This window comes from Cryobacterium soli (genome assembly GCF_003611035.1).
Classification (GTDB): Bacteria; Actinomycetota; Actinomycetes; order Actinomycetales; family Microbacteriaceae; genus Cryobacterium; species Cryobacterium soli.
In genome coordinates this window covers 2,382,815-2,397,695 of sequence record NZ_CP030033.1, presented here as the reverse complement: position 1 = coordinate 2,397,695, position 14,881 = coordinate 2,382,815, and the positions used below count along the sequence as shown (strand labels likewise).

15 protein-coding genes and 1 riboswitch are annotated in these 14,881 nt (G+C 69.7%); of the genes, 7 read left to right on the top strand and 8 right to left on the bottom strand.

Annotated features, from left to right (window positions below; all coding sequences use genetic code 11):
• Positions 1-34 precede the first annotated feature (34 nt).
• The gene (locus tag DOE79_RS11015) at positions 35-1,780 is read left to right on the top strand and encodes an HNH endonuclease signature motif containing protein (protein WP_120338525.1); all 1,746 of its coding nucleotides are present in this window, start codon (positions 35-37) and stop codon (positions 1,778-1,780) included.
• 24 nt (positions 1,781-1,804) lie between these two features.
• On the opposite strand, the gene DOE79_RS11010 is transcribed toward DOE79_RS11015, so the two are convergent.
• Positions 1,805-2,128 carry a DMT family transporter gene (locus DOE79_RS11010; protein WP_066591664.1) on the bottom strand — a complete coding sequence of 108 codons (324 nt, stop codon included), beginning with the start codon at positions 2,126-2,128 and terminating at the stop codon, positions 1,805-1,807.
• Positions 2,129-2,141: 13 nt separating this feature from the next.
• Positions 2,142-2,206, bottom strand: a riboswitch (guanidine-III (ykkC-III) riboswitch).
• Between the two features lie 64 nt (positions 2,207-2,270).
• The gene (locus tag DOE79_RS11005) at positions 2,271-3,221 is read right to left on the bottom strand and encodes an FKBP-type peptidyl-prolyl cis-trans isomerase (RefSeq protein ID WP_120340291.1); all 951 of its coding nucleotides are present in this window, start codon (positions 3,219-3,221) and stop codon (positions 2,271-2,273) included.
• Positions 3,222-3,562: 341 nt separating this feature from the next.
• Between DOE79_RS11005 and DOE79_RS20540 the strand changes: the two genes are divergently transcribed.
• The 3 genes from DOE79_RS20540 to DOE79_RS10995 all read left to right on the top strand — a co-directional run bounded on the left by DOE79_RS20540 (position 3,563) and on the right by DOE79_RS10995 (position 6,224).
• Positions 3,563-3,721 (top strand): hypothetical protein, encoded by a 159-nt coding sequence (locus DOE79_RS20540; protein ID WP_162942711.1) that lies wholly within the window; start codon positions 3,563-3,565, stop codon positions 3,719-3,721.
• A 362-nt stretch (positions 3,722-4,083) separates the two neighbouring features.
• Positions 4,084-4,506: an ArsR/SmtB family transcription factor gene (locus tag DOE79_RS11000; RefSeq protein ID WP_120338524.1), complete on the top strand. Its 423-nt coding sequence runs from the start codon at positions 4,084-4,086 to the stop codon at positions 4,504-4,506.
• A complete protein-coding gene (locus DOE79_RS10995) occupies positions 4,503-6,224 on the top strand; it encodes a SulP family inorganic anion transporter (RefSeq protein WP_120338523.1) in 1,722 nt (573 codons plus the stop codon). Before DOE79_RS11000 ends, DOE79_RS10995 begins: the two co-directional genes overlap by 4 nt.
• A gap of 143 nt (positions 6,225-6,367) precedes the next feature.
• Here DOE79_RS10995 and DOE79_RS10990 read toward each other — a convergent pair whose 3' ends face one another.
• Positions 6,368-7,639 carry a LuxR C-terminal-related transcriptional regulator gene (locus DOE79_RS10990; protein ID WP_120338522.1) on the bottom strand — a complete coding sequence of 424 codons (1,272 nt, stop codon included), beginning with the start codon at positions 7,637-7,639 and terminating at the stop codon, positions 6,368-6,370.
• A gap of 114 nt (positions 7,640-7,753) precedes the next feature.
• Between DOE79_RS10990 and hxlB the strand changes: the two genes are divergently transcribed.
• The gene (gene hxlB / locus DOE79_RS10985) at positions 7,754-8,464 is read left to right on the top strand and encodes a 6-phospho-3-hexuloisomerase (protein ID WP_120338521.1); all 711 of its coding nucleotides are present in this window, start codon (positions 7,754-7,756) and stop codon (positions 8,462-8,464) included.
• A gap of 57 nt (positions 8,465-8,521) precedes the next feature.
• Positions 8,522-9,145, top strand: coding sequence for a 3-hexulose-6-phosphate synthase (hxlA, locus tag DOE79_RS10980; RefSeq protein WP_120338520.1), 624 nt, complete (start codon positions 8,522-8,524; stop codon positions 9,143-9,145).
• A 58-nt stretch (positions 9,146-9,203) separates the two neighbouring features.
• Here hxlA and DOE79_RS10975 read toward each other — a convergent pair whose 3' ends face one another.
• Positions 9,204-9,611 (bottom strand): MerR family transcriptional regulator, encoded by a 408-nt coding sequence (locus DOE79_RS10975; RefSeq protein ID WP_220094214.1) that lies wholly within the window; start codon positions 9,609-9,611, stop codon positions 9,204-9,206.
• 91 nt (positions 9,612-9,702) lie between these two features.
• Here DOE79_RS10975 and DOE79_RS10970 point away from each other — a divergent pair, with 91 nt between their 5' ends.
• Positions 9,703-10,416 (top strand): SDR family oxidoreductase, encoded by a 714-nt coding sequence (locus tag DOE79_RS10970; protein ID WP_120338518.1) that lies wholly within the window; start codon positions 9,703-9,705, stop codon positions 10,414-10,416.
• 233 nt (positions 10,417-10,649) lie between these two features.
• Here DOE79_RS10970 and DOE79_RS10965 read toward each other — a convergent pair whose 3' ends face one another.
• From DOE79_RS10965 to DOE79_RS10950, 4 genes are all read right to left on the bottom strand, one after another.
• Entirely contained in the window at positions 10,650-11,327 is a 678-nt protein-coding gene (locus DOE79_RS10965; RefSeq protein ID WP_120338517.1) for an HAD hydrolase-like protein, read from the bottom strand.
• A gap of 165 nt (positions 11,328-11,492) precedes the next feature.
• Complete coding sequence (gene nucS, locus DOE79_RS10960; RefSeq protein ID WP_066591693.1) at positions 11,493-12,188, bottom strand: endonuclease NucS; 696 nt, start codon at positions 12,186-12,188, stop codon at positions 11,493-11,495.
• Between the two features lie 9 nt (positions 12,189-12,197).
• Positions 12,198-13,430 carry an MFS transporter gene (locus tag DOE79_RS10955; RefSeq protein WP_120338516.1) on the bottom strand — a complete coding sequence of 411 codons (1,233 nt, stop codon included), beginning with the start codon at positions 13,428-13,430 and terminating at the stop codon, positions 12,198-12,200.
• A 22-nt stretch (positions 13,431-13,452) separates the two neighbouring features.
• Positions 13,453-14,712 (bottom strand): MATE family efflux transporter, encoded by a 1,260-nt coding sequence (locus DOE79_RS10950; RefSeq protein ID WP_425455645.1) that lies wholly within the window; start codon positions 14,710-14,712, stop codon positions 13,453-13,455.
• Positions 14,713-14,881 lie beyond the last annotated feature (169 nt).

Genomic DNA, 14,881 nt, shown 5'->3' with positions numbered 1-14,881 from the left:
ACACAAAATTGCGATATCGAGCTATTCTCACTGTATGTCCACCATCGCAGACACCTTCGTCGCCGACACCTCGCCGAAGTCCCTTGTGCCTGCCGTTTCGCCTGCCGATACGTCTGCCGGCACGTCTGCCGGCACAGGGCTCGATTCGCTGGTGGCCGCAGCCGGCGCGGTCACCCGATTCGGGGCCTGCAGCGCCGACTTCGACGCCCTGCCGGATGCTGAGCTGCTCGCCGCCCAACGCGAGATCACCCGCCTGCAGGCGATGACCACCACCCGATCGGTATGGGTGGCCAAAGCCGTCGCGCACCGCTCACGCCCCGAGCTGGGCCAGTCCGGCCTCGCCGCGCAACAGGGGTTCCTCAACCCGGGCGACCTGATGCAGGACCTCACCGGGGCCAGCAAAGCCGACGCCCGAAAGCTCGCCGATGTCGGCCGGATGCTCGCCGACAGTGACGCCGCGGAAGCCGCCGCGGCCCGCGCCCAGGCCGACGCCGATGGCCGGGCCGACACCGACGCTGATGCCGGCGCGGGCGACGGGAGCGACGCATCTCCGGCTCTGGCCCCGGTGGAGATTCCGGCGCTGCCCTGGCACACCCCGATCGCCCATGCGGTCGCCGACGGGAGCCTCTCCGCCGCGCAGGCGCACGCGATCCGAACGGGACTGGGCGATATCGACACCGTCGTCACCGCTGACATCCTCGCCACAAACCTCAAGACACTGCTGGAGGAAGCCCGCACTCTCACTATTGATCAGTTGATCCGCCGTGCCCGGCGGATGCGCGACCGTCTCGATGAGGCCGGTATCGGCAAACGCGAACAGAAAGCCTGGGACGACCGGTTCCTGCGGATCTGGACCCTTGAAACCGGGCAGGTCCGCATCAACGGGCTCTTCCCACCCGAGCAGGGCGAGTACATTCGCTCCGTCGCCGACAGCCTCACCGGGCCCCGCCGCGGCGGGGTGCACTTCGTCGACCCCGAGCGGGCCGCCTGGGCCAAAGCCGTGCAAGACGACCCCCGCAGCACCGACCAGCTCACCGCCGACGGGTTCATCGAGCTGATCAAGGCCGGCGGCACCGTCAACCCCCACCGCATGCTCGGCGGCCGCACCCCCGCCGTCCGCATCCTCAAGACGCAGCGCCCCACCGGGCCCGCCGCAGGTGATTCTGCACCAGAGCAGTCGAGGCAGGTCGGAGAATCCACGCCAGGCCACGCCACGACAGGCCACGCCGCACCAGGAGAAGGACCACCACCAGAGTCGGACGATGTCCTCGTTCCCCTTCCCGACGGCACTGGCCACGGCTACATCGAAGGCAACCCCGCCCCGGTCTCCCAGGAAACCATCGACCGGTTGATCTGCGACTCCGGCACTCTGGACATCAACTTCGACCCATCTGGCCATCCGCTGGATGTCGGCCGGGAAGAGCGGCTGTTCACGATGGCCCAGCGCATCGCCCTGGCCGCCCGCGACGGCGGCTGCATGTGGGGAGACTGCGCCAAACCGCCCTCCCAAACCGAGGCCCACCACATCGATCATTGGAAACGCGACGACGGACGCACCGACATCCGCCTCGGCATCCTGCTGTGCAACCCGCATCACCGGCTGTTGCACAACCAGGGCTGGCAGGTCTTCGAACACCAGGGCCACTACTGGTTACGACCACCCGTCACAGTCGATCCCGGGCAACGCCTGATCGAGCTCCACAGCAAGAGCCCCGCAGCGCTCGAGCAGCAGGAACTCGGCGCGCAGGAACAACGCGAGCAGGAACACCGCGAGCACTGACCCACAGGGCGGCGCAGGGGCGGGTCAGTGGCCGCCGTCGACGAGCTTGAGGCCGATGACGCAGCCGACGAGACCCAGGATGAGCAGGACCTTGAGCAGCGAGGCCGGCTCGCCGCCGAACACCATCGCGTACAGCACCGTGAGCGCCGCACCGATGCCCACCCACACGGCGTAGGCCGTGCCGATCGGGATCGAGCGCATCGCCACCGCGAGTCCGGCCATGCTGAGCACCAGCGCCACGCCGAACACCACGGTGGGCCAGAGCTTGGTGAAGCTCTCGGACTTGCCGAGGGCCGTGGCCCAGACGGCTTCGAGAACTCCGGAGACGATCAGGATCAGCCAGGACATCAGACACCACTCCCGTGGCCAGTCTTGTCGCTTACCGGGTACTGATCCGTCGTCCGGAACCGCAGAAAGCGGCTTGTCAACAGACTAGCCGGGCACCCTGTGCAGTCGCTGCGCAGGGTGCCCGGCCGGTTATACGCGGGTCTTAGGCGGTGGCGAGGATGTCCACGACGAAGACCAGGGTGTCGGTGCCGCTGATGCCGGCCGTGTCGTTGCCCGTATCGCCGTAACCCAGTGCGGGCGGGATGACGATGACAACCTGAGAGCCGACGGTCTGGCCGACCAGGCCCTGGCCGAAGCCGGGGATGACCTCGGAGGTGGAGAAGGAGGTCGGACCGCCCTTGCCCCAGCTCTGGTCGAACACCTTGCCGGTGCCCCAGATGACGCCGGCGTACTGCACGGTGACGGTGCCGCCATCCGCCACGGTCGCCCCGTCGCCCTTCTTGAGCACCTCGACCGCGAGGTCGGTGGGCGGATCGGTCTCGGGCACCGTCACAGTGGGGGCGCCGTCGTCGGCGAGCTTCACGGTGGGGAAGCCATCCTGCGGCTCCTGGTCGGTGCCGGTGGCGCGGGTAGGCACCTTGTCCTTGATGTCGATCACGAAGAGCATCTGGTCGGTGGCCGCAACGCCCAGGTCGGTGTTGCCGGTCTCGCCGAAGCCGTCGGCCGGTGGGATGACCACGGCGACGCGGTCACCGACGTTGGAGCAGGCGACACCCTTGAGGATGCCGCTGATGACGCTCTGGTTGTCGACCACGTTGACCGTGAGCCCGGCCTCCTCGCCGTAGCCGGCGGAGCTCAGCTTGGCCCCGGTGGTGGCGTTGTACGCGGCGTAGGAGATGGAGACGGAGTCGCCTTCCTCAACGGCGTCGCCGGTGCCCTCGGTCACGACAGTGCGTTCGGTCGCCTTAGCGGCGAGCGGGGTGTCGAAGGTGACGGTCGGTTCGACGCCGGCATCGCCGGCCACGGTCACCGCATCCGAGGTGCTGCCGGGATCCGTGCACTCAAGCGCGGCAGCGGCCGTCGCCGAGGGCGTCGCCGCCGTGTCGGGCGAAGCCGCGCAGCCCGTGAGGGCGAGGGCGGCGACTGCCGTCATGGTCAGGAAGGTAGGAAGTGTGCGCACGCAGAAGTCTCCAGTCAGGGTCGGGCCTCGTACAGTCTGGACCCTGCACCTATGGATGTGCTGAATCGGGGGTGTCCGCGGAGTGGCCGCGGCCCCCGCAAGACGGGACTTTGGTCCTCTGGTGGAGCTCGATCGGAGTCCTAAACTGGCTTCACGGCCTCCAGAATCGCTGAGGCCGAGCTGGTCGATGGTGACCGAACCCACCGACAGTGGCGCCAGATTCATCTCGGCACCTTCGCTTGATTGACGCCCTGCCTCACGCAGTCGAAAGCCGCTCGATTTTCGTGAATGTGCATCAAGAGAAAGAGTCCCTCGTGTCCGACCAAAAGTCGACCTCGGCCAACGCCGTCACCACCGACCGCTGGGAGAGCCTGAAGCGCGAGTACTACATGCGTACCCACCGCTCGGCGCCCATCGGCTACCTGCCGTCCGCTGGTTCGCCCCCCACCGTGGCCGACCCGAACGCCGAATAGCCGCTCCCTCACCGGTTGCGCGTGCCGGCCCGAAATACGTGCGGCTGGCCGAGCACTAGCGGTACTGCAGTTCCTGCGGCACGTCATCCGTGTCGCAGAGCGCATTCGTGCTGCGCAGTAGCGGCGCACCCGGCCTCAGGCCCACTGCCGCATACGTGTGGACTCGCCGTGCAGGGCCGCGACCGGCATCGCACTCCGGAGGCCGGCCTCGATCAACGTCGAACGCCGCAGCCCGGCCTGCAGGATGCTCAGGCGCGGCCACGATCCTGGCGCTCGGCCCGGCCACGAACTGGGCGATCGTGAGCTCGCTGACCGGGACCAAGGTCCGGTCGGCACGCACGCATGTGCGATATGATGAATTTATGGAACCGCTGAGTCAGACCATCAATGACACCTTCACGGATGCCAACCGCCCGCTCTACGAGGTCAAGGCCAACCTCTTCAAAGGGCTTGCGCATCCGGTGCGGGTGCGGGTGCTCGAGGTTCTCGCCAACGCCACCGGCGACCTGTCAGTGACCGACCTGCTCACCGATACCGGTCTGGAGGCCTCGCACCTCTCGCAGCACCTGTCGGTGCTACGCCGGCACAACCTGGTGCTGGCCGAGCGCCGCGGCAGCCTCGTGTTCTACCGGCTGGCCTATCCGCAGGTGGCCGACCTGCTCGCGGTCGCCCGGCAGCTGCTCGTCGAGATCCTCGAGACCACCCAGCAGAACCTGGCCAACACGGTGGGGCTGCCCAGTCTCGTTCCCGCCGGTGCCGCGTCAAGCGACGCGGTGACCCGATGAGTGCCATCGGCACCGCCGCCGGCCGCACCGGCCGCTACCTGCGGGCGTTGCTGCCCAGCTGGCAGGACTACCGCGACGTCAAGCGCACCTGGCGCGGCGACATCGTCGCCGGCCTCACGGTGGGCATCATCGCGCTGCCGCTCGCTCTGGCGTTCGGCGTCAGCTCCGGCGCCGGGGCCGAGAGCGGGCTCATCACCGCCATCGTGGCCGGCGTCATCGCGGCCGTGTTCGGCGGCTCCAACATCCAGGTCTCCGGCCCCACCGGCGCCATGGTCGTCGTGCTCGGCCCGGTGGTGGCCGCGCACGGAGTGGGCGTCGTGGCGGTTCTCAGCCTCATGGCGGGCCTCGTTGTCATCGCCGCCGGCGCCCTCAAGCTCGGCCGCGCCGTCACCTTCATCCCCTGGCCGGTGATCGAGGGGTTCACCCTCGGAATCGCCGTCATCATCTTCCTGCAGCAGGTGCCCGCCGCGATCGGGTCGAAGGCCGGCGAGAGCAGCAATGCGTTCGTCGCCGCCGTGCAGTCCTTCCAGACCGTCGACTGGTCCACCGTGATCGTGCCCGTTGGCATGGTGCTCCTCGTCGCGGCGATCATGCTGCTGGCCCCGCTGGTGCACAAGAAGCTGCCCGGCTCGATCGTGGCCATCATCGTGGTCACCGTCATCGCCAACCTCGCCGACCTGCCGCTGGCCCGCATCGGCGAGCTGCCGAGCTCGCTGCCCTCGCCCATGCTGCCGCAGTTCGACCTGGGCACGCTCGGGTCTCTAGTGGGGCCCGCGCTCACCATCGCGGCGCTCGCCGCCATCGAGTCACTGCTCTCGGCGCGGGTCGCCGTGACGCTCTCAGACACCGGCCCGTACGATGCCGACCGCGAGCTCGTCGGCCAGGGGCTGGCCTCCGTCGCGTCGGGCTTCTTCGGCGGCATGCCGGCCACGGGAGCGATCGCGCGCACCGCGGTCAACATCCGCTCGGGCGGCCGCACCAGGCTGGCGGCTATCGTGCACTCGATCGTGCTGATCGGCGTGGTCTACCTGGCCACCGGGGTGGTCTCGCAGATCCCGCTCGCGGCGCTGTCCGGGGTGCTCATAATGACCGCGGCGCGGATGATCTCGGTCGCCACGGTGCGCAGCATCATCGGTTCGACCGGCTCCGACGCCACGGTCTTCGTGATCACCGCTCTCGTGACGGTGTCGGTCGACCTCATCGTGGCCGTGGGCATCGGCATCCTGGTGGCAGGATTCTTCGCGCTGCGCTCGGTGTCGGCCTCCAGCGGCGTGCACCGTGAGGAACTGCCGGGCGAGCCCCAGCCCGGGGACGAGCGCATCGCCCTGTTCCGGCTCGACGGCGCCCTGTTCTTCGGGGCGGCCGAGCGGATGCTCGAACGCGTCAACCAGACCAGCCACATCACCGTCGTGATCATCCGCATGTCGCAGCTGCAGATCCTCGACGCCACAGGGGCCCGGGTGATCACCGAGATGATCCAGGCGCTCGAACGCCGCGGCATCACCGTGCTCGTCAAGGGCATCCAGCCGCGGCACCTCAAGCTCGTCACCCGGGTGGGCGTGATCACGAGCCTGCGGCACCGCAACCACCTCTTCACCGACCTCGACGCGGCGATCGAGCACGCCCGCAGCCACGTCAGCCGGGCCGCAGTGGCCGGCGGCGGCACGGATGCGGCCGACTTCGGCTGGACTTCGACCATCCGGTTGCCCCGGGAGTAAGTCGTTCGCGGGAGCCTCTGCGCCCGCCCTGGTCTCCCGATCCGCAGGCTCCAGAGGCAAGAGTGCGGTTAGGGGGACGGGATTGCAGATTGCGTCCTGGTTCGCCGCCGAAGTCCTTTTATCTGCGGTCGTTTCTGGCGCGGTCAGCGCGCCAGCGCGGCCAGCTCGGAGCGGGTGGACGCGCCCACCTTGCGCAGCAGATTGGCCACGTGGAACTTCACTGTGTTCTCGCTGATCACCAGTTCGGCGGCGATGGCCTTGTTGCGGGCACCGGAGGCCACCAGGGCCAGGACGCCCTGCTCGCGCGGGCTCAGTCCCCACTCCGCGGCGGGGCTGAGCGGCGCCAGGGGCGCATCCAGCGGCAGTGCCACTGTCAGTTCAGAGCCCCAGCCGGCGGTGGCCTGCACGTCGAAGCTGCCGCCGAGTGCGGCCACCCGGGCCGTGAGCGGGCTGACTCCGGGGGAGTCTGCCGTGAGGGCGCCGGCGCCGTCGTCCCGGATCTGGATGAGCAGGTTGCTGCCGTCGCAGTCCCACTGCACCCGCACCCGGCTCACGCCGGACTGCTCGACCAGGGCGAGCACGGCGCCGCGCACGATCGCCCGGCCGGCGTGCGCCACCTCGCCGGGCAGGGCGCGTCCGTTCGCGGGCGGCTCGATGAACTGCACGTCGAGGTCGCCGAAGCGCACGAGGGGCCGCAGATCGTCGCGCAGCCGGGCGAAAGCCTGTGCCACCGGTTCCTCGGCCAGCGAGCGGTCCCGGTCGGACACGGCCCGCAGGCTGACCATGGCGCTGGCCGCGAGTTCGATCGCGGTCTGGCGGGCGGCCTCGGCGCTCACACTGGGCGCGCGGAGCACCGCCAGCAGCGACTCGAGGGTGGTCGAGTGGGCATCCGTGAGGTCGGCAATGAGCTTGGCGCGTTCGGCCGACGCCGCCCGGGAGTCTTGTAGGTAGGCGGGGGCGGCCGCGGCCACCTGCTGGCGGATGCTCGTGGCCACGAGCTGCCAGAGCCGACCGATCATGGCGAGGGTCGATTCCGGGTCTGCGGCTCCGGCCGCCGTGAGCTCGGGGTCGGTGAGCACCAGCAGGGCGCCCGTCGACGCGGTCCAGGCCGTGATGGGGCGGTCGGACCCGCCGATCACGGCCCGCCGGCCCCAGGGGTCTGAGGCGTCTGCGGCCAAGGCGCGGCGCACGGCGTCCAGCTCGGGCAGCGTGACCTCGTCCATGATCGCCTTGTCGCCGGCCTTCTTCTGCGGCCGGCCGGTGCAGTCTTCGGTGAAGATCACGAGGGCGCTGTGACCGAGCAGGGGCCGCAACAGCTCGGAGAAGTGACCCGCGATCTCGGGCAGGGGGCTGGCGATCACGGTCTGCAGGGAGCCGAGCAGTTCGATCGAACGGGACGTTCCGAGCGCTTTCATCCGATCAGCCTATCCCGAATCCACGGTAGATCCCGCCCCGCCCTACCCGTCCGGGTAGGGCGGCTCCCCGTTCGGTGGGCCGCATGCCTACCCGCCGGCGGCAACCATAGAGGGATGGCCCGCACCGAACCCCTCCACCCTCCCGTGCCACCCGTCGCTTCGACCGGTGCCGCTCCTGCCGCCACCGAGGTCGCCCCTGCTTCCCCGCTCGGCGTGCTCTCGTCGCTCCAAACGATCCTGGCCGAGAACACGGCGCTGGCCGCACGCCTGGCCGCGCCCGACGGTGCCGACGCCGGCAGTGCCGTGAACGCCGACGCTGCCGCGAACTCCGGCATCGCCGCGAACCTCGACGCCGTGGCGAACCGGCTGCGCGCGGCCGACCGGGTCTTCGTGCTCGGCGCCGGCCGGTCGGGACTTGCGCTCAAGATGACGGCCATGCGCCTGATGCACCTCGGCCTGCACGTGCACGTGGTCGGCGACGTCACGACGCCTGCGATCACGGCCACCGATGTGCTCCTGGTCGCCAGCGGCTCCGGCAGCACGGCCGGCATCGTGCGGGCCGCCGAGACCGCGCACGGAGTGGGCGCGACCGTGCTGGCCCTCACGACGGCCGCATCCTCCCCGCTGGCCGGCCTGGCCGACGTCACGGTGCTCGTTCCCGCGGCCGAGAAGCAGGACCACGGCGGCACCCGGTCGGAGCAATACTCCGGCGGCCTGTTCGAGCAGGCCGTGCTCCTGCTCGGCGACGCCGTCTTCCACACTCTCTGGCAGGCATCCGGCATCACCGCCGCCGAGCTCTGGCCGCGGCACGCCAACCTCGAGTAGCCCCGCGTCCCCCCTCCTTTCCCGCACGACCCACCGATAGACAGAAAGCAGTTCCCCATGAAGCTTCAGGTTGCAATGGACGTTCTCACCACCGCCGACGCGCTGACCCTGGCCGGCCAGGTCGCCCCGCACGTCGACATCATCGAGCTCGGCACGCCCCTCATCAAGGCCGAGGGCATGCGCGCCGTCACGGCCATCAAGCAGGCGCACCCCGACAAGATCGTGTTCGCCGATCTCAAGACCATGGATGCCGGTGAGCTCGAGGCCGACCTCGCCTTCACCGCTGGCGCCGACCTCGTCACCGTGCTCGGCACGGCCGGCGACAGCACCATCGTGGGCGCGGTCACGGCCGCGACCAAGCACAACAAGGGCATCGTCGTGGACCTCATCGGCGTGGCCGACAAGGTCACCCGCGCCCGCGAGGTCACCGCGCTCGGCGCCGTCTTCGTGGAGATGCACGCGGGCCTGGACGAGCAGGCCGAGGACGGCTTCTCCCTGGACACCCTGCTCACTGCCGGTGAGACCGCCAAGGTGCCGTTCTCCCTGGCAGGCGGGGTCTCCGCGTCGACCATCGCCTCGGTGCAGCGCGCCGGGGCATCCGTCGCCGTCGCGGGCAGCGCCATCTACAGCGCCGCCGACCCGGCCGCCGCGGCGGCCGAGCTGCGCGCCGCCATCGCCTGACCAACCGACCTCGGCGAGCCGGGAGCCATCGCTCTCGGCTCGCTGGTCTCGGTCCTGCTCAGAGGACGGCTGCGGCGCTCTGACTCGTGTGGCGGATGTCCGGATTGGATTCGACGGTCACGGAGATCATTCTCTCGAGCTCGGCGTGTGCCTGACTCAGCTCTGCTATGCCGAGCGCGATGCGGTCTCGTTCCGCCACAAGGACGTCCAGGATCTCCGGGCTTGCGTGCCCGGAATCCATGCATGGGAGAACGTCGAGGATCGTGCGGCTGGAGAGCCCCGCGGCGAACAACTGCTGAATGAACAGCACGCGGTCCACCGCAGAGATGTCATAGACCCGCTGGCCGCTTGCGGATCGCTCGGGCATCAGGAGATGTTTCTCCTCGTAATAGCGCAACGCGCGTGAACTCACGCCCGCTCGGCTCGCGACGTCTCCGATCCGGAGTTTTTTCATCACTTCTGCCATGAGACTTGCCCTTCACGTCAACGTCAGGTCTTAGTGTAACTCTCACCAGGTCGTGCCCACAGTGCCGACCAGAGATGAAATGAGAGACATAGTGATTTTTACGGACCAGGTTGCACTCGTCACCGGAGCGAATCGGGGCATCGGCAGGCAATTCGTCGACGAGCTCCGGGCTCGCGGGGTGAAGAAGATCTATGCAACCGCCCGGCGGCCGGAGTCGATCGACGCACCCGGTGTGGACGTACTTCGACTGGATCTGACCGACCATGCTTCGATCGTCGCTGCGGCACGGGACGCATCCGATGTGACCCTGCTCATCAACAACGCGGGGATCTCGACCGGCACGCCTCTCGTCACCGGAGACCTCGCCGGTATCCGGCGCGAGCTGGACACCCACTTCTGGGGCACTCTCGACGTCATCCGGGAGTTCGCCCCGGTTCTCGCCGCGAACGGCGGCGGCTCCATCAGTAACGTGCTCTCAGCGCTGTCGTGGTTCCAGGCGCCGGGAAACGGCGCTTACGGTGTCGCGAAGGCCGCCGAATGGAACATGACCAACGCGGTGAGGCAAGAACTGGCCGGGCAGAACACCCTCGTGCAGGGCGTGCACCTCGGAGCTGCTGACACCGACATCATGGCCGGGTACCAGGGGGCGATGATCCACCCCCGTGAGGTGGCACGGGCGACGCTCGACGGCTTGGCGACCGGTGCGATCGAGGTCATCGTCGACGACTGGAGTGCCATGGTCAAGGCCTCGCTGGCCGGAGACCCCCGGGTCTTCTACGACAAGCTGAACGCGCAGCTTGGCTGACGACGGCCACGACGAACCTCGGTATGGGTGATCTGGGGCCTCCCGGCGCATCCGCGAGTTGCGCCGAACGGCTCCTTCAGCGCTGCTGACAGGGCCGGATGCGGCAATTCAGCGCCGACGAACTCGCTGACGTGCGAAAAAGTGCCCCTTCACGATGTGTGAAGGGGCACTGTGCTGCAACCGGGAGCACCGCACGCACTCGTTGGGCGGCGCGGATGTTGCGCGAGGGCTGGTCAGCCGAGCAGCAGTTTGCCGAGCTGGTCGGTGGAGTGCACAACGGCGGTGGCCAGCGCGGCCTCCGCGGGGGAGCCGTAGCCCCACTCGACGAGGATCGTGGGCACTCCGTTGGCCGCGGCGCCCTCGGCGTCGTAGCTGCGGTCGCCCACCATGACGACCGCGGAGGTGTCCACGCCGGCCGCCGTGAAGCGCACGAGGGCCTCTTCGACGATGTCGGCCTTGGCGCTGCGGGTCTCGTTCTCGGTGGCGCCGACCATGACGGTGAAGTACTGGGCCAGGTCGAAGTGCTCGAGGATCGCGATGGCGGTGTGCTCGGGCTTGCTCGTGGCTAGGCCCAGCGGGATGCCGGCCTCGTGGATGCGCTCGAGCAGGCCGGCGACGCCCGGGTACACCGCGGTGTCGAGCGAGGCCGGGCCCTGGTAGTCGGCGCGGTACACGGCCAGGGCCTCGAGGGCCTCGTCGGGGGTCATGCCGGCGTACTCGCCGAAGGCCGCGAGCAGGGGCGGGCCGACGTAGGCCATCAGCTCGGTGTCAGAGGGGACCGGGCGGCCCAGCAGGGCAAAGGTGCGGGCCAACGAGTTCGTGATGGCCGGGGCGGAGTCCGTGATGGTTCCGTCGAGGTCGAAGAGGATGGCGCTCCAGGTGCGCGTCAAGGTGGGGTTCACTCGCAACATCTTAGGGCCGTAAGGAGCAAACCCTTGCATGTGAGGCTTGATCAGGGTATGAGCGACACGCCATTCCCAGCCGTCTCCCGCCCGGAGCCTGCCGTAATTGTTGCCACTCCGGACTATTGCGCCCGGTATGCCGGGACCAATTGTCCGTGCGGGGAACAGTCGGGCCTAGAAGAGCTTCGAGGCCGTGTCGTCCAGGCCGCGCATCGCGTCGTAGTCGAGCACCAGGCAGCGGATGCCACGGTCCTCGGCCAGCATCCGCGCCTGCGGCTTGATCTGCTGCGCGGCGAACACGCCCACCACGGGCGCGAGGTGCGGGTCGCGGTTCATCAGCTCGAGGTAGCGGGTGAGCTGTTCGACGCCGTCGATGTCGCCGCGGCGCTTGAGCTCCACGGCCACCGAGGCGCCCGAGGCATCCCGGGCCAGGATGTCGACCGGACCGATCGCGGTCATGTATTCGCGGCGCACCAGCGTGTGGCCGTCGCCGAGCAGGTGGATGTGCTCGGCGAGCAGCTTCTGCAGGTGCGCCTCGACACCGTCCTTGATCAGACCGGGGTCGACGCCGAGCTCGTGCGCGGAGTCATGCTGCACCTCGTAGATGCTCACGATGAGCTGGTCGGCGGTCTTGGCGTGCGTCACCGTCCACAGCTCGGTGATGCCGGCCTCCACTTGCAGCTCGTCAGGCTGCGAGACGGCCAGGCTGCACGGTGGGCTCATCCAGTTCAACGGCTTGTAGGAGCCGCCGTCGGAGTGCACGAGCAGGCTGCCGTCGGACTTGAGCATGAGCAGGCGGGTGGCCAGCGGCAAATGCGCGCTGAGCCGTCCGGCGTAGTCAACTGAACACTGAGCTATTACGAGGCGCACTGAACGAGCTTAACCGGCGGCGCGGTTGCTCGCGCGCTCGCGGGCGGCCGGGGCGGCCAGTCCGGCCACCGCCATGAGCAGCACGATCACGTACAGCGCGTTCAGGATGCCCCACTGCTCGCCGATCAGGCCCAGAACGGGTGGCCCGACCAGGAAGGCGAAATACCCGATCATGGCGACGGCGCTCACCCGGGCGGCCGCGTTGGCGGTGTCGTCGGCCGCGGCCGACATGCCCACAGGGAAGCCCAGCGACGCACCAAGGCCCCAGAGCACGGTGCCCACGATGAGCAGCGGCGTGGAGGGGGCGAGGATCACCAGCAGCAGCCCAAAGACGCCCAGCGCCGAGCAGGCCCGCAGCACCGGCACCCGGCCCAGCCGGTCGAGCACCGGCCCGCCGGCCACCCGGCCCACGGTCATCGCCGTCACGAAGACGCCGAAGACCAGGGCCCCTGTCGCGTCACTCTGCCCGTGGCCGTCCACCACGGCCAGGGCCAACCAGTCGCTCGCCGACCCCTCGGCGAAGGTCATGCCGAGCACGATCACCCCGATGAGCAGGATGCTCGAGTCGCGCCAGACGGCCAGGCTCGTGCGCATCCGCTCACGCCAGTTCGGCCGCACCACGGTGTGGTCGTCGGGGGAGGCGACGTCGCCGAGGGTGGGCCGGAGCGGCACGAACCGCACCGCGATCGCGGCCGTCACCACGGCGAACACGGCGATGAGACCGAGATGGCCCGCCACGGCAACTCCCGTGGCCGCGGCTCCGGCGCCGAGCAGCGCGCCGGCGACGGTGCCCAGGCTGAAGCAGGCGTGCAGCAGAGGCATCAGGGTGACGCCGAGCTCCCGTTCGACGGCGGCGCCTTCCACGTTCATCATCACGTCGAGCGACCCCAGCCCGAAGCCCACCAGGGCCAGGCCGGCGAAGGCGAGCGGCGCCGACCCCCAGAAGGTGGCGGCGGTGCCGACGACCACGAGACCGGCCGATGAGACCGCAACGCAGAGCACCATGGCCCGGCGGGCGCCCAGCGCCGCCAGCAGCCAGACGGCCGAGACCAGGCCGATGACCGAGCCGGCCGAGAGCCCGAAGATGAGCAGCCCCACCTGGTCGGTGCGGAGCGACAGGTCGTCGCGCACGGTGGGGATGCGGGACACCCATGACGCGAGGCCGAGCCCGCTCACGAAGAACAGTGCGAACACGCTGGTGCGCCACCGGGTGAGCACGCGCCGCGGGAGTGTCTGCGTCATTCCCCCACGCTACAGCGGTAGGTCAGCGGGCGCCGAGGCGCACCCAGCGGGTGCCGTGGGCGCGCAGGGAGAGGGTCACCGCGCGGGCGCCGAGGAAACCGAAGACGAAGGCGGCCATCAACCAGGCCAACCCGGTCGCCCCGCTGGGCGCCCAGAGCAGCACGGCCCCCGCCATCGGCAGGAAGGCGGCGAGATTGACCAGGCCGCTGAGGGCGAGGTAGCGCGCGTCGCCCGCGCCGATCAGCACGCCGTCGAGCACGAAGACCAGGCCACCCAACGGCACAGACAGGCCCAGCACGATCAGGGTCGGTGGCAGCAGCTCGGTGACCTCGGTGGCACTGGTGAAGACGCCGCCGAGCACGCCGCTCACGGCGATCACGATCAGGCCGAGCAGCACCCCGCCGCCGATGCCCCACTCCAGGCACCGGCGCAGCACCCGGCCCACCTGCTCGGCATCCCCGGCGCCGAGGCCTCGGCCCACCAGTGCCTGGGCGGCGATGGCGAGGGCGTCGAGGGCGAACGCCAGCGTGGCGAAGAGGGTCATCGCGATCTGGAATGCCGCCAGCTCCGGTGAGCCCAGGCTGGTGGCCACGAACACGGCCAGCAGCATGGCCGCGCGCAGGCTCGCGGTGCGCAGGAACAGCCAGCCCCCGCTCGACGCCCCGCGGAGCAGACCCGCGCGGTGCGGCCGGAGCGCCGCGCGTTCCCGGCGGGCATGCCGCCCGACCACGACGAGGTAGACGGCCACCATGCCCCACTGGGCGATCACGGTGCCCAGCGCCGAGCCCACCAGGCCCAGGCCCAGGCCGTAGATGAACCAGAGATTGAGCAGGATGTTGACCAGGAAGCCCAGGCCAGCGACCCAGAGCGGCGTGCGGGTGTCCTGCAGCCCGCGCAGCAGCCCGGTGGCGGCGAAGACCAGCAGCATGGCCGGCACCCCGAGCATCGACAGCCCCAGGTAGTCCGCGGCAGCTGCGGTGACCGCGGGCTCGGCGCCGAACAGGGCGACGAGACCGGGGGCCGCGAACCAGCCCGCCGCGCCCAGCGCGAGCCCCAGACCCAACGCCAGCCAGAGCCCGTCGATGCCCACGGCCACCGCGCGGCGCCGGTCGCCCGCGCCCAGCCAGCGGGCCACGGCGGGGGTGGTGCTGTACGCGAGGAACACCATCAGCCCGATGATGGTCTGCAGCACCGCGCTGGCCAAGCCGAGTCCGGCCAATGGCACGGCGCCCAGGTGCCCGACCATGGCCGAGTCGGCCAGCAGGAACATCGGTTCGGCCACGAGGGCCCCTAGGGCAGGCACGGCCAGCCGGAGGATGTCCCGGTCGATGGGGCGGGGGCGCAGAAAGAGGGCGCGGGGGCGTAGAAGTTCGATGCGTCCACTCTAGTTTCGCCGGCCCGCGCCCCGCCCATGCCGCGAACCGTGGGAAAAGCCCCAAAAACTCGGGGCT